12 protein-coding genes and 1 pseudogene are annotated in these 15255 nt (G+C 49.9%); 9 read left to right on the top strand and 4 right to left on the bottom strand.

Going from position 1 to position 15255, the window contains the following annotated elements:
• The first annotated feature begins 254 nt into the window (after window positions 1–254).
• The 6 genes from I2D83_RS14730 (at window position 255) to lpdA (ending at window position 9417) form a co-directional block, all read left to right on the top strand.
• Window positions 255–1466: a CaiB/BaiF CoA transferase family protein gene (locus tag I2D83_RS14730; protein ID WP_181829532.1), complete on the top strand. Its 1212-nt coding sequence runs from the start codon at window positions 255–257 to the stop codon at window positions 1464–1466.
• A complete protein-coding gene (locus I2D83_RS14725) occupies window positions 1463–2305 on the top strand; it encodes a citryl-CoA lyase (RefSeq protein ID WP_181829533.1) in 843 nt (280 codons plus the stop codon). Before I2D83_RS14730 ends, I2D83_RS14725 begins: the two co-directional genes overlap by 4 nt.
• Before the next feature lie 109 nt (window positions 2306–2414).
• Window positions 2415–3848, top strand: a complete 1434-nt coding sequence (locus I2D83_RS14720) for an SLC13 family permease (RefSeq protein ID WP_181847562.1) — start codon at window positions 2415–2417, stop codon at window positions 3846–3848.
• 68 nt (window positions 3849–3916) lie between these two features.
• The gene (locus I2D83_RS14715) at window positions 3917–6745 is read left to right on the top strand and encodes a 2-oxoglutarate dehydrogenase E1 component (RefSeq protein ID WP_181829535.1); all 2829 of its coding nucleotides are present in this window, start codon (window positions 3917–3919) and stop codon (window positions 6743–6745) included.
• Between the two features lie 35 nt (window positions 6746–6780).
• Window positions 6781–7950, top strand: coding sequence for a 2-oxoglutarate dehydrogenase complex dihydrolipoyllysine-residue succinyltransferase (gene odhB / locus I2D83_RS14710; protein ID WP_205946800.1), 1170 nt, complete (start codon window positions 6781–6783; stop codon window positions 7948–7950).
• A gap of 48 nt (window positions 7951–7998) precedes the next feature.
• Entirely contained in the window at window positions 7999–9417 is a 1419-nt protein-coding gene (lpdA, locus tag I2D83_RS14705; RefSeq protein ID WP_181829536.1) for a dihydrolipoyl dehydrogenase, read from the top strand.
• Between the two features lie 287 nt (window positions 9418–9704).
• Here lpdA and yghU read toward each other — a convergent pair whose 3' ends face one another.
• Together yghU and I2D83_RS14695 are read right to left on the bottom strand one after the other, a co-directional pair.
• Window positions 9705–10544 carry a glutathione-dependent disulfide-bond oxidoreductase gene (yghU, locus tag I2D83_RS14700; protein ID WP_205946799.1) on the bottom strand — a complete coding sequence of 280 codons (840 nt, stop codon included), beginning with the start codon at window positions 10542–10544 and terminating at the stop codon, window positions 9705–9707.
• A gap of 167 nt (window positions 10545–10711) precedes the next feature.
• Window positions 10712–11323, bottom strand: a complete 612-nt coding sequence (locus I2D83_RS14695; protein WP_205946798.1) for an NAD(P)-dependent oxidoreductase — start codon at window positions 11321–11323, stop codon at window positions 10712–10714.
• Window positions 11324–11425: 102 nt separating this feature from the next.
• Between I2D83_RS14695 and I2D83_RS14690 the strand changes: the two genes are divergently transcribed.
• Complete coding sequence (locus tag I2D83_RS14690; RefSeq protein ID WP_205946797.1) at window positions 11426–11866, top strand: winged helix-turn-helix transcriptional regulator; 441 nt, start codon at window positions 11426–11428, stop codon at window positions 11864–11866.
• Between the two features lie 11 nt (window positions 11867–11877).
• Window positions 11878–11985 (top strand): annotated as a pseudogene (locus I2D83_RS22590) (transcriptional regulator); the annotation flags it as partial.
• Here the strand turns inward: I2D83_RS22590 and I2D83_RS14685 are convergent.
• Together I2D83_RS14685 and I2D83_RS14680 are read right to left on the bottom strand one after the other, a co-directional pair.
• On the bottom strand, window positions 11975–13174 hold the full coding sequence (locus tag I2D83_RS14685) for a multidrug effflux MFS transporter (protein WP_205946796.1): 1200 nt from the start codon (window positions 13172–13174) through the stop codon (window positions 11975–11977). The pseudogene I2D83_RS22590 and the gene I2D83_RS14685 sit on opposite strands and share 11 nt — an antisense overlap.
• A 168-nt stretch (window positions 13175–13342) precedes the next feature.
• Window positions 13343–14578, bottom strand: coding sequence for an MFS transporter (locus I2D83_RS14680; RefSeq protein WP_205946795.1), 1236 nt, complete (start codon window positions 14576–14578; stop codon window positions 13343–13345).
• Between the two features lie 66 nt (window positions 14579–14644).
• Here I2D83_RS14680 and I2D83_RS14675 point away from each other — a divergent pair, with 66 nt between their 5' ends.
• Window positions 14645–15100: a helix-turn-helix domain-containing protein gene (locus I2D83_RS14675; protein ID WP_182099491.1), complete on the top strand. Its 456-nt coding sequence runs from the start codon at window positions 14645–14647 to the stop codon at window positions 15098–15100.
• The last annotated feature ends 155 nt before the right edge of the window (window positions 15101–15255 follow it).

Genomic DNA, 15255 nt, shown 5'->3' with positions numbered 1-15255 from the left:
GCGATTGGATTAGGCCATAATCAGAATCATCTTTTCGAATCGCGCGACCCATCTTCACCGTCATCTGACTATCTTTGTCCATTATCTCCCTCTGTTACTGACACTACATCGTCTCCGGTTCACATTTTTTACCTTATTGATCGTTAAAGTTTAGCTGAAACGGTTCATTTCACGAAATTCTATCAGGCGGAACTGTATTCTTCTAAATAGAACGATGTTGCCGGTGTGGCAAGGAAAGATTAATGGGGTGAACTATGGAAAATCATGGCTGTAAGCCATTGGCAAAATTTAAGGTACTTGATCTGACTAATGTGCTGGCTGGTCCTTTTTGCTGCCATCAATTGGCGCATATGGGCGCGGAAGTGATTAAGGTTGAAGTGCCAGGAATTGGCGATTTGGCCCGTCAGTTAGGGGCAGACCCGGAACTTAATAAAGCCTATATGGGAGTATCGTTTTTAGCGCAAAACGCAGGGAAACGTTCAATCACTATCAATCTAAAGAGTGATGAAGGAAAAGAGGTGCTACGCAGGCTGGTCGCACAGTCTGATGTGTTGGTTGAGAATTTCCGCCCTGGCGTGATGGATCGTCTCGGCGTTGGTTATCAGCAATTATTGGAGCATCAACCTCGCCTTATTTACTGTGCAATTTCAGGATTTGGTCAGAATGGTCCACTGCGTCACCTGCCCGCTTATGACCAGATTATCCAGGGCATGGCCGGAGTCATGGATATCACCGGTGCGCCGGAAACGGCGCCATACCGCGTTGGATACCCTATCTCTGACACAATTGGTGGTATTACCGCCGCTTTCGCTATTGCTGGCGCATTGGCGGATAACCAACGTCGTGATGGTTATTTTATTGATGTATCGATGCTTGAAGCCACACTGGCCACGATGGGGTGGGCCGTTTCGAATTACCTCAATGTGAATAAAAAGCCGCAAGCGATGGGTAACAACAATGTGACTGCCAGCCCATCAGGCACTTTCCGAACGGGCGATGGACTGATCAATATTGCGGCAAACAAGCAACAACAATTTGAAGCGACTTGTCATGTCCTTGGACAACCCGAATGGATAAGCGATTCACGTTTCTCGGAGCGTCAGGCTCGTCTTCAGAATCGTGCGGATCTGACACGTTTGATAGAAGAACAACTGGCAAAAAATACGACAGAGTACTGGTGGGCGCAACTTGTTGAAGCTGGCGTACCTTCAGGACCGGTATATAGCGTGCCTCAGGCATTAGCGCATCCGCAAATTGCTGATTACGGTATGGTTGCCACATTTAATCAAGTTCCTGGCGTTGATCGCCCCGTTCATATCGTACGTACTGGCTTCAAAATCAATGGCAAAACGCCAGAAGTCAGTTCTCCTCCTCCTCAGTTAGGCGAGCATAGTATTGAGATACTGCAAGATTTGGGAATGAGTGCGGAAGAAATAACCAAATTACAACAGGTGAAAGCAATATGAATCAGGAAAAAACCGTTGGTGAACAACAAAGCTGCGACTGGTGGCGTACCGAAATTATTGATATGAAGCCAGGGGTGATTCGCTATCGTGGCTATGCAATTCAGGATCTTATTGGCCATATTAGTTTTGCTCAAATGATCTGGTTAATGCTGCGCGGGGAATTACCTGGGCGTGCGCAGGCTGATTTATTAGATGCTGCTCTCATGTCGGGGATCGATCATGGTCCACAGGCACCTTCTATCGCAATTTCACGTATGGCAAGCACCTGTGGCGTTGGTCTCAATAATGCCATGGCCTCGGCCGTAAATGTTCTCGGTGATATTCATGGCGGGGCTGGTGAGCAAGCCGTTGAGTTATACCAGTCGATCGATATTGAATACAATGCAGGCGTGCCACTGGAGGCCGCAATAAGCAGCCAGCTTGATAAATTTATTGAGGAGAATGGCAAATTTATTTCTGGTTTTGGCCACCGCTTCCACCCCATTGATCCGCGCGCCCCACGTTTGCTTGAACTGGTCGATGAGGCAACAGCAGCAGGAACTGTCGATGGGCGTTATGCCACAATCGCGCGCGGTATAGAAGACGAACTACAGCGGCGAAAAGGCAAGCGTATCCCCATGAATATTGATGGAGCGACGGCTGTTATTTATGCTGAATTGGGATTTCCTGCACCACTGGCTCGCGGTATTTTCTGTTTGTCGCGTTCTGTTGGTATTCTCGCTCATGCATGGGAACAAACGTTACAAGGGGGACGTAATAAAGGTCCTATTCCCCGTCAATTTATTCCAACTTATGATGGTCACCCACCCCGAGAATTTAAACCACAGAAAAATAATTGATTATAAATACGAATCCTTATATTAGCACCTCATAATATCAACGCTCTGCTGATTTTACGTAGAGCGTCTGACATTACCCTATAAACTCCCTACAGGGAGAGGAGGATCTATGTCTTCTGAAAAATCTTATGGACGCTTTGATGATTTTAGAAAACGCTGGGGATTATTAATCGCGATAGCCGGTATGATAATTGTATGGCTATTACCTACTCCAGCAGATTTATCACCGGAAGGTAAGAGAGCATTAATACTTTTCTCCGGTGTATTCATATTATATTTAACTGAAGCATTACCTCTTCCTGTAACCAGTCTAGCCATTGTTCCTGCTGCGGTATTAATGGATACCGCGTCGTTGAAATTTGCTCTGGCGGGATTTTCTTCTTCGTCTGTTTATTTAATTGTTGGTGCTTTTATTCTTTCTTCTGCGATGGTGAAGACGCGCCTCGCTGAAAGAATAACTTACATGATTTTGAATAAAATTGGGTGTAGCCCAAGAAGAATTACTTTTGGCGTGATGCTGGCAAATATTTTTTTAGCCTTTCTGGTGCCGTCGAGTACAGCCAGAACAGCCATTCTTTTACCTGTCTGTATTAGTATTATTGGCTTGTTTCAGCAAGAAGGACGTTCACGTTTTTCAGTGAATATCTTGCTGGTTCTGGCATTTACCAATGCTACTATCAGCGCAGGGATCCTTACGGCAACAGTCCCTAATGTAGTAACGTTGGATTTTATTAGTAAAGCCGGGGGAAGTCATATCACCTATGGGCAATGGTTTAATGTAGGGTTCCCCCCTGCGCTGTTAATGACTCTCGTTACCTGGTATTTAATCCAATTGTTTTTTAGACCCGAGCATAAACAGATCGCTGGCGGTGAAGGATATATCAGCAAACAGTTACAGCAGTTTGGCAATATGTCCAATAATGAATGGCGCACGCTGGCGATATTCTTTCTTGTTGTCTTACTTTGGACGACAGGAACCTGGACTAAACTTGATGCCACTACAGCCTGTTTGATCGGCGCGTCATTGCTTTTCTTTCCCAAATTTGGGGTGTTGAATTGGTCTGATGCGAATAAAGGCATTTCCTGGCAGGTTGTGTTTATTTGCGGTGGTGGGGTCAGTCTTGGCCATATTTTGATGGAAACCGGAGCAGCAACCTGGGTCGCTAACAGTATTTTTCACTCTTTGAATTTAGGAACACTGAGTACGTTAATGCTGTTGGTTGTTGTGATGTGTATCATTCAGTATCTGCATATTTTATTTGTCGGCACCACCGCCATGGCAACAGCATTCTTACCCATCGTTATTTCACTGGGTAAAACTGCGGGGTTATCGCCCGAATTTCTGGCTCTGCCGGCGGGGATGCTGATTGGCGGTTACCCATTATTAATGTTTTATAACACGATGCCTAATATTCTTGTCTATGGTACAGGGCGTATTAATAGCGGTGATTTCCCTATGGTTGGCGTATTAGTTTGTTTTGTCGCCTGTGTTATTTATGCCCTGTCTGCTGCATTTTACTGGCCATTTCTGGGCGTATTTTAATGAAAATGAGCTTATCAATTTAACCGATTTGTTTTCTCTACGATTAATTATTTCAGAGAGGGATATTTATGTCTAATATCGATGATGAACGAATAGACTCCTGGATGTCAGGAGGAAATGCATCTTTTGTGGAACAGCTTTATGAGCAATTTCTGTCAGAGCCAGCGCTTGTGGGCGAAAACTGGCGCCACTATTTTGAAAAATGGCAATCTGCTGGTGAAGTTCGCGATATACCTCGATTACCTATAGAGGCAGCATTTCGTGAGCTTAATCGTCAACCTGTACGGAGACAAACCGCAGGGGAATTTGATGAAGAACATGCCCGCCGCCAGATTAATGTATTACGTTTGATCTCTGCTCATCGCGTGTTGGGCGTAAAGTCTGCCGATCTTGACCCGTTAAAAAGAATGGCGCAGGCGTTAGTACCTGAGTTAGATCCTGCACATCATGGCTTTTCCGAAAGTGATTACGCCTCAACATTTAGCACCAATATTGCCGGGATGGAAAAGGCGTCATTAGCCGAAATTATCGCATTTTTGCGTCAGACATACTGTGAAAAAATTGGCGTGGAATATATGCATATCACCACTTCGGCCCAGAAACACTGGGTGCGGGACTGGTTTGAATCATGCCGTTCAACGCCACATTATTCCGACAGCAAAAAACAGCGCATCTTACGTCAAATCACCGCCGCTGAAACACTCGAACAATATTTACATCGCCGCTATGTCGGGCAGAAACGTTTCTCACTCGAAGGAGGGGAATCGCTGATTGCCGCGCTTGACCATCTGGTACAGTACAGTGGTGACGTGGGGATCCAGGAAGTCGTACTGGGGATGGCGCACCGTGGACGATTAAATGTGTTGGTCAACGTTCTTGGCAAACAACCTGCTGACCTGTTTAGCGAATTTGAAGGTAAGCAAGCTGTCACCTTGATGTCCGGCGATGTGAAATACCACATGGGATTCTCTGCGGACGTGCAAACAGAGCTGGCTTCAGTACATCTATCGCTGGCTTTTAACCCTTCCCACCTTGAAATCGTCAATCCGGTGGTTGAAGGGTCGGTGCGTGCGCGTCAGCATCGACGCGGTGACACCAGTGGGCAACAGGTCCTACCGGTTTTAATTCATGGAGATGCCGCATTCATTGGTCTTGGCACGAATCAAGGTACCTTCAACCTTTCGCAAACACGCGGCTATAAAACCGGAGGGACTGTGCATCTGGTGATTAACAACCAGATTGGTTTTACGACCTCAGATCCCCGGGACAATCGTTCTTCTATTTATTGCACGGATATTGCCAAGATGGTTGAGGCACCAATCTTCCACGTTAATGGTGATGACCCCGAAGCAGTATGTCTGGTCACGCAGGCGGCACTTGAGTACCGCAACACCTTTCATAAAGATGTGGTGATCGATATTGTCTGCTTCCGCAAACATGGTCATAACGAAGCCGATGATCCGTTTGTTACACAACCGATGATGTACAAAAAAATCACCCATCATCCCGGTGTGCGTCAGAAATATGCCGACAGACTGGTAAACGAACGGATTGTGCAAAACACCGAGGCGGATGCGCTGATTACGCAATACCGCGCGGCCCTCGACCGCGGTGAACATGTTAAACAGGCGACGCTAAGCCATCACCAGAATGAACACGCCGTTGATTTCACAAACTATAAACAAGCGACCCGTGCGGAGCAATGTCTTGTTGCGACGGCCGTGACGCATGACGAACTGCAAGCGCTTGCGTGTAAACTGACGACTATCCCACCTGATTTCAAGCTACGTCCCACGGTAGAAAAAGAGATGAACGAACGGGCGTTGATGGCGTCTGGTGAACGCAATGTGAATTGGGGGATGGCTGAAACGCTCGCTTATGCTTCTCTGGTGAGTGAAGGGTTTGATGTTCGCTTATCGGGAGAAGATTGCGGCAGAGGAACCTTTAGCCATCGCCATGCCGTGCTACACGATCAAAACCGTGAGAAATGGGATCAGGGTAGTTATATCCCGTTGCAAAATCTTTCAGAGAAGCAAGGCAGTTTCACGGTTATTGACTCGATTCTTAATGAAGAAGCCGTGCTGGCCTTTGAGTATGGCTACGCTACTTCAGCGCCTAATTCGCTGGTGATATGGGAAGGGCAATTTGGCGACTTTGCCAATGGCGGGCAAGTCGTTATCGATCAGTTTATTGCTTCCGGTGAAAGTAAATGGGGTCGCCTGTGCGGCTTGGTCATGTTTTTACCGCACGGCTATGACGGCCAGGGGCCAGAGCACTCCTCCGCGCGTATAGAACGTTACCTGCAACTGTGTGCTGACGACAATATGACGGTAGTTATGATGTCAGAAAGCAGTCAAATGTTTCATATTCTGCGCCGTCAGATGCGCGCTGCATTACGTAAGCCGCTGGTCGTCATTATGAGTAAACGTCTGTTGCGCTATAAAGACTCAATGAGTCCGATTTCTGCTTTTACTAAAGGTCAATTCTTGCCGGTTATTGGTGAGCGCAACACACCTAACGATGCGGCGCAAATAGAGCAAATCGTGATCTGTGCGGGGCAAATCTATTACGACTTATTTGAAGAACGCAATAAAAAAGCAGAGCAGCGGGTTGTTTTGATTCGCGTTGAGCAACTTTACCCTTTCCCTGAAGACGCGTTACGTGCGGAGCTGGAGAAATACCCTCATGCCAAACATGTTGTTTGGGCGCAAGAGGAGCCAAGAAATCAAGGGGCCTGGTATCAAATCCGCCATCATCTCGAAGCGGTAATGACGCCGGGGCAGCTATTGCGCTGCGCTGCTCGCCCCGCATCGGCATCACCTGCTGTGGGATATGCCAGCTTACACCAGCAACAACTAGCCACCTTGTTGACAGATGCCCTGACCATTGGCCTGTAAAACCAGCATCTAATGATTAAGTAGAGAGCAAAATTATGATTGAAGTAAATGTTCCCCAACTGCCTGAATCTGTGACTGAAGCGACGCTTCTTGAATGGCGTAAAGCCCCTGGCGAGTATGTTAACCGTGACGATGTATTAGTTGAGATAGAAACTGATAAAGTCATTCTTGAAATTCCGGCGCCAGAATCCGGCGTATTGAAAGACGTGCTTTTTGACTCTGGCGCTACCGTGACGGGTAATCAGCTTCTGGCAAAGATTGATACACAGGCACAGGCGCAGACCACGGTTACTGCGCCAGAAAGTGCGTCACTCTCTGCAACAGAAGTGCTGGCGATGCCGAGTGCGCGCCATCAGGCTGCCGAACGTAATATCGATCTGGCATCTGTTGAGGGTAGTGGCCGCGGCGGACGCATCCTGAAGCAGGATCTCCCGTCGGAAGCGCCACTTGCACCATTCCAGAAAGCCAATGTTGAACCACAACCGATGGCACTCACGAATAAAGATCGCTTACAAAAACGCGTGCCGATGAGTCGTCTGCGTCAGCGGATCGCGCAGCGATTGCTCGAATCCCAAAGTCAAAATGCCATCCTTACCACATTCAATGAGGTGAATATGCAACCCGTAATGGATTTGCGTAATCGCTATAAGGAGCAGTTCCAGGAGGAATATGGCGTCAAACTGGGCTTTATGGGCTTTTTCGTCAAAGCCGTCGTTCATGCGTTGAAGAAATATCCGGTACTCAACGCGTCTGTGGAAGGCAGCGATATTGTCTATAACGGTTATTTCGATATCGGCGTAGCGGTAGGTAGCCCGAGAGGTTTGGTTGTCCCCATTATTCGTGATGCCGATCAACTGTCACTGGCGGATATTGAGAAGCAAATTGCTGATTTTGGTCGCCGTGCACAGGAAGGAAAACTCGAAATGTCGGAGCTGACAGGCGGAACGTATACCATTTCCAATGGTGGGACGTTTGGTTCGATGATGTCAACGCCAATCATCAACCCGCCTCAGTCAGCAATCTTGGGGATGCACGCGACGAAAAAACGCCCAGTGGAAGAGAACAACCAAATTGTGCTGCGTCCCATGATGTATCTAGCGCAGTCTTACGATCATCGCATCATCGATGGTAGAGAAGCAGTGCTGTCACTCGTGGCTATTAAAGAAGCGATAGAAGATCCTTCTCGCTTGTTATTAGGCTTGTAACCCGTGCCGTTAAAGCGCGAGGACTCAGAGAATAAAGGAGAATAGGCTATGGCACACGATTATGACGTTGCTGTGATTGGCGCAGGTCCTGGAGGGTATGTTGCGGCAATCCGCGCAGCACAATTGGGGCTAAGCACAGTCTGTATCGATGAGTATAAAAATAGCGAGGGTAAGGCTTCTCTTGGGGGGACTTGCCTGAATGTGGGTTGCATACCTTCAAAAGCATTATTGCAATCATCAGAAAATTTCGCTGCGATAACACACCGGTTCCCAACGCAGGGTATTACCGTGAGCCATGCCAGCATCGATATTCAACAGATGCAGAACAATAAGCAGCAAATTGTGGATCGTTTGACGCAAGGTATCGGTTTATTGTTTCATAAAAATAAGGTTACCCAGGTGCATGGGCATGCGCAAATCCTGCCTCGTAAAGGCGATAAATGGGTTATTGACGTTGATGGAAAGGAGACGATTACTGCAACGTCGGTAATTATTGCCAGTGGGTCATCGCCGCGTCCTTTACCCGAATTGCCTTTTGATAATGAGCGTATTTTAGATAACCAAGGCGCACTGGGTATACGTGATGTACCCAAACGGCTAGGGGTGATTGGTGCTGGGGTCATTGGCCTGGAGTTAGGTTCAGTATGGTCGCGTTTGGGGGCCGAGGTGACAATCCTGGAGGCCATGCCGGCACTGTTACCGGTAGCGGATCGCGCAGTCAGTAAGCAGGCGAAAAGTGCCTTTGCCAGTCAGGGAATAGATATTCAGATCGCAGTCAAGATCAACCACATCGCCCTGACTGAACAGCAGGTCGAAGTCAGTTGGAGTAATGCCGAAAAAGAGCAGGTACAGCAATTCGACAAACTGTTAGTCGCAATTGGCCGTTTGCCGCACACGGACAATCTTTGGCACCCCGACGTGCAGATAAAGAAGGATGAACGAGGCTTTATTCAGGTCGACGACCAATGCCGCACGTCAGCTCCTGGTATCTGGGCCGTGGGAGATGTGGTACGTGGGCCGATGTTGGCGCATAAAGCGAGTGAAGAAGGTGCGGCGGTAGCAGAGCGTATCGCTGGCAAGTATGCCCACCTGAATTTCTCTACCATCCCTAATGTTATTTACACCTCGCCTGAAATTGCCTGGGTAGGGAAAACGGAAGAGCAACTGAAAACGGAAGGTGTTGGTTATAAAAAAGGGCAGTTTCCTTTCAGTGCTAATGGTCGGGCTCAGGGATTGGGGGAAACCGTTGGGATGGTGAAAATGCTGGCGGATGCTAGCACCGATCGTATTCTCGGTGTTCATATTGTAGGCCCCTTTGCTTCAGAACTGATTGCAGAGGCCGTCGTCGCGATGGAGTTTCAGGCAAGTAGTGAAGATATTGCGCGTATTATCCATGCCCACCCTTCGTTATCTGAAGTGATGCACGAAGCCGCTTTAGCTTGTGATAAACGTGCTATTCACAACTAGCTGGGCAAATACGCACCGGGAATGATGAATGCTCCAGTGCGACTCAATTAGCTCTGGAGCATAAACGTCGCCTAAGCTGTTTTCCCGTTTATGATACTAGCGATACTGGATGAATGGTGTCACGTTGGCGTTTTTTCGAACCATCATTGCTGGCGTCAGGATGTATTTTCCGAAATGGCGTATATGCCAGGAAGGGAAAAATAGGTGATGGAGAAATGTGTCTCAATAGGTGGCGTTTCGGACTGTGAAGTAACAATGCCGCCTGCATGGATGCAGGCGGCAGAAGATTAATCCAGATCGGATGCCTGATGGCGCTCAGCGACCTGTTCTGATTCTTCACCCCAGGTGCGGTTGACCTTACGACCGCGAATCACTGCCGGACGGGCGGCAATCTCGTCGGCCCAACGGATCACATGCGTGTATTCATGTGCGGACAGGAACTCTGCGGCAGAGTACAGCGCGTTTTGCACCAACCCACCGTACCACGGCCAGACCGCGATATCGGCAATGGTATAGCTGTCGCAAGCCAGATAGCGGCTTTCTGCCAGTCGACGGTTGAGTACATCCAACTGGCGCTTGGTTTCCATCGTGAAACGGTTGATCGGGTATTCAAATTTTTCTGGCGCGTAGGCGTAGAAATGGCCGAATCCACCGCCAACGTAAGGAGCAGAACCCATCTGCCAGAAGAGCCAGTTCAGGGTTTCTGTGCGTGTTGCGAGATCGTTCGGCAGCAGCGCGCCAAATTTCTCGGCCAGATACACCAGAATGGAACCGGACTCAAACACGCGAACCGGTTTGTCACCACTTTGATCAAGCAATGCCGGGATTTTGGAGTTCGGATTGACGTCGACAAATCCGCTGGAGAACTGATCGCCATCGCCAATCTTAATCAGCCAGGCATCGTACTCTGCACCCGAATGGCCCAGCGCCAGCAGTTCTTCCAGCATGATCGTCACTTTCACGCCGTTTGGCGTCGCCAGCGAGTAAAGCTGAAGCGGATGTTTGCCAACGGGCAGCGCTTTTTCGTGCGTCGGACCGGCTATAGGACGGTTAATATTGGCGAAGGCGCCACCGGAAGAGGCGGGCTGCCAGACTTTTGGCGGCACATAGGTTGGGGACGTAGCCATTCAAAAACTCCTTAATGCATGAAAAAGAGAGCGAGTTAAGGCAACACCATAACAAACTCACGCCGCTTGCTGATACCGTTCTGTTCTATCTCTACGACCTATTGATATAACGCGAGATCCGCACATTGCTGAGGAAAAACGCGCAATGCGCGGATTGTCGTCAGGGGTTAATAACCCACGGTAAAGCGCTGACGAGAATGTGCCGGGTTTTCAATTTCATCAACCAGCGCGATAGCATAGTCTTCGAAGGAGATGCTGCTGCCTTTATCATTACTTAGTAGCGCATCTTTGCCGAGGCGGAAGGTACCTGTGCGCTGGCCGGGAACAAATTCGGCGGACGGAGAGAGGAATGACCAATCAAGATCCTTCTCTTGTTTTAACAAGTCGAGGAAAGCTGCGCCACGGGATGCTTCAGGGCGATAAGCATCAGGGAAGTCCGGCTGATCGATCAAACGTTGACCCGGTGCAATTTCCAGGCTCCCCGCGCCGCCGACGACCAGATAGCGTTTTACGCCTGCGGTTTTAACGGCGGCAATCAGCGTTGTTGGATCGGACGAACCAAATTTAACGGCGCTGACCACGGCATCATGTCCTTTGAATAAGGCGACCAGTGCATCCTTGTCCAGTGCGTCCCCCTGCTTAGCGGTGACGTTCGGCAGCGAGGCAATTTTTTCTGGATGACGTGCAATGGCGGTGACCGTATGTCCACGGTCAGATAACTCTTTAAGAATGCGTGAACCGGCACCGCCTGAGGCGCCAATGAGTGCGATATGTGACATGTGGACTCCTTATTTTCTTGTTTTGAGACTAGGTAACAAAAATAGACTATAGACCACCCGGATGGTACATTGCCGACTTTTCCCCGACAAGAAGTCACCAGTATGCAACCAGGTCACGCAGAAATGACTAATGACACATCCATCAATGACGCGGTTAACCCAGAAACGTCGTCAGCGGAAAGCCTCGACGATGCTGCGTTTGACCATCCTTGTCCGATCCGTGATGTATTGGATCGCATTGGCGACCGGTGGAGCCTGTTAATACTGGAGACACTGGCGCAAAAGACGCTGCGTTTTAACGAATTACATCGCCATATTGACGATATTTCGCGCCAGATGCTGTCACGCACGTTAAAACGGCTAGAGGCGGATGGATTTATTCATCGGACGATTTATGCGGAAGTTCCCCCACGTGTGGAATACACGCTGACGCCATTAGGCCACTCCTTTTTACAGCCCATGCAACTGTTAATTCAGTGGGCCGATAAAAACCATGCCGAGATTTGCCGCTCCCGCCGTCAGGCCAGACAACGCGATTCCTGAATGACCATTTGACGCAAGTAGAAAGGGCGCAGACGCTTGGATTAAAGCAGGCGACCGGCAGTAAGCTGCATCTTGATGTTGAGCTGCCGGACGGCTCTCATTACGTGTTCACGCTGTAGTTCCTCGTTCCCGCGTAGTCAGCGCAATTACCGCACTGGCTGCGGAAAACAGGGCGATGATCCACGCCATCGTCCACGGTGTTACATCGCTCAGTAGCGCAAGCAATAGCGAAGAGATAATGCCGCTGCCGTACTGTAGCGATCCGATCAGTGCTGATGCTGAACCGGCAATATTGGGCACCGCGTCAAGCGCGGCGGCGGTAGAAGTGGCAGCGATGATGCCGTTCATCGAGAAGAAGATGAACACCGAAACCACAATCAGCACTATTCCCCCGATATGCAGCTTTGCGCCGACAGCCAAAATGAACGAAGCGACAGTCGCGATCAGTACGGCAAATTTAAGCAGCTTTTCTAGCGAGTAGCGCTGAACCAGACGACGGTTGACCACGCTCATTCCCATCACGCCGACGATATTCAGCGCAAATAGCCAGCCGTAATGCTGCGGATCAATACCGAAGTAGGTGATGTAGACAAAGGCCGAACCGGTAATAAAAGCGTAGGCGGCGACATAATAGAACGTCAGACATAAGGTGAAACGCATGAAGCTGGTGTTCGTCAGCAGCGCATAATAGTTGCGAAAGGCGCTGGGCAATGATGCTTTCACCCGTCTGTCTTCGGGTAACGTTTCAGGCAGCCAGCGTAATGACACCAGCATCGCGATACCAATCACTGCCAGTAGCCAAAAAATGGCATGCCATGATGTCACTTTGATTAACTGACCGCCGAGTAACGGTCCGGCAATGGGCGCAATCGCCATCACGATAATGAGCGTCGAGAGCATTTGCGCTGCGCGTGTGCGGCTAAAGAGGTCGCGAATCATCGCGCGAGCCAGCATTGGGCCAGTACACGCGCCCAACGCCTGAAAGACTCGCCAAAAAACGATTTGCGACATATCCGTAGACAGGGCGCAGCCGACAGAGCCGATGATAAACAGAACCATACCAATAAACAGCGGCATCCGGCGTCCCAGATGATCGCTTAACGGCCCCCAAATCAGCTGCGCGATGCAAAAGCCGATTAAAAAGCCGGTGATGGTTAGCTCCGCATTACCCTGTAAATCTTTCGCCATGACGGGCATGGCGGGTAAATAAATGTCTGTCGATAAGGACGTAAATGCCATCAGCGCACTGAGAATGGCAATAAAAAATAGCCCTGGCGTTTTTTCCGGGCGGGTCTGAATCTGAGTCATATCTATCCATCTGGTTTTATATTCTTCGGGCCATATTATCGGGATTACGCCTGCGGATAATCGGGTGTAACAGGATAGATGTTATGAATAGCGCTCATGAATCCGCGGTGATTTACGTGAAAAAGGGGGGAAGCCCCCCGTAAATTAAAGCGGCACTGACTTAGTACATTACTGGGGAGCCCGTTTCCATATTGGCAGATGGAAGAATGCGATGGCGGCAACGATGATGCCGCCAGACAGAAAGAAGGTGAGCTGCATGCCATTCGCGAGGGCAGCTGGCGTGGCATGGATAAAATCTTCCGTGCCGACACCCAGAGAGAAAACCTGTCCCATGAGCGAAGCTCCGGCGATCAACCCAAGATTGCGCGACAGGTTAAGCAGGCCGGAGACCGTACCGTGTTGGTGCCCGGGAACCTCGGCAAGGGTGGCAGTGTTGTTTGCCGCCAGAAAGAGCTGATAGCCCGGCGTCAGGACAATAATGGCAAGGATGTATCCCGCGACGCCGAACAGATTAGGCAAGATCGCCAGCATAAAGGTGCCGGTAACCACGAGGGTTATCCCGCCGGTAAGAGCCCGTCCAAACCCCCAGGTATCGACCAGTCGCCCTGACGGAATGCCGCAGAAAATCGCAATAGCGGGGCCAATAGCCATCACCACGCCTACCCGCGTTTCCTGTAAGCCCAGACCCAGACCAAGATAGTAGGGACCGACGATTAACGTCGTCATCATGACAGAGGCGATGGCCGCATTGATCGTGAGATGCGGCAAAAGTGAAATTTTCCGAGTTGATGGGGCGTCTGAACGTTGCGCCTTCTTGTTAACTGGGGTGTCTGGCAGTTGGGTGAAAGCCAGAAACAGGACGATCGTGACCAGCGGGATCTGTACCCAGAATAGGCTACGCCATCCTGCTGCCGTAAGCAGTAAGCCGCCGACAGAAGGGCCAAGCGCGGTTCCCAGTGCGGATACCGTTCCCAGTATCCCCATCGCTCGTCCGACATGATTTTCACCAGCCGTCTGCCTCAGCAGTGCCATGCCGAGCGTCATCAGGAAGGCGGCGCCGATCCCCTGAAGCGCTCTTGCACCGATAAGTTGCCACAGGTGGGGAGCGATGGCACACAGCAGCGATGCAACGGCGAAGAGGCCAAGACCTGCAACGAAAACCGGCTTCAGCCCATAGCGATCGCCAAGGCGACCCGCGATCACAACGGAAAGCGCCATAGCGGCAAGATAGGCGATGACGACGGCCTGAACCTGCGCAAATGGCGCAGAGAATGTTTCCGTCAGCGTTGGAAGGGCGATGTTGGCAATGCTCGTTCCCAGCGAGGCTGACAGTATTGCGACCGCCAGTGTGAGGGTGACGCCCGGTTTGGCCTGCTCTGGTTCGTCTGGTTGATTAATTATCATTTTTTATCCTTGTCAGAATATGGGTTCCAGAGCATGCTACAAATTAAAGTCGACTTGAGGTCAAGCATGAAATTTCTGGATATTGGCGAAATTGCGGAGAAGAGTGGGATCACGCCTTCGGCGCTGCGTTACTACGAGGAAATCGGGCTGATTGCTTCGGTGTCCCGGCATGGGCTCCGGCGGCAGTTTGCTGAAGACGTGCTGCTGCAACTCAGGCTGATTACGCTGGGGAAATCGGCGGGGTTTTCACTACAGGAAATCGCTGGCATGTTTAACAAGAATGGGATGCCAGATTTGCCCCGCACTGTGCTGCATAAGAAGGCTGATGAAATCGACCAGCAAATTCATGAGTTAAAGATATTGCGCGACACGCTGCGGCACGTCGCCGATTGTTCTGCACCATCGCATATGGAATGCCCGACGTTCAGGAAACTTGTCGAGACCACGCATCGAAAGAGCCAGATGCGGGATAAAGCGAGCAAGTCAGCTACCCGAAAGGCGCCTCAGAAGACGAAAAAATAAAGCGTCATCCGCTGTCTGGCCCGGCTTTTCCTGTGCTGGCAGGCTCGCACGTACCGGATATGCAACCGGTTTCTTATTTCTGTTCATGCCCTCCTTTTTCCTCTAGAATTTCGGCCATTCGAGGCGTGCGGAAGCAAAGCAACATCAGGCGCGCC

Origin of the sequence: Pectobacterium aroidearum, from assembly GCF_015689195.1 — a bacterium.
Classification (GTDB): domain Bacteria; phylum Pseudomonadota; class Gammaproteobacteria; order Enterobacterales; family Enterobacteriaceae; genus Pectobacterium; species Pectobacterium aroidearum.
Note: the sequence above shows the minus strand (reverse complement) of the source record. Positions and strands in the feature narration are given on the sequence as shown.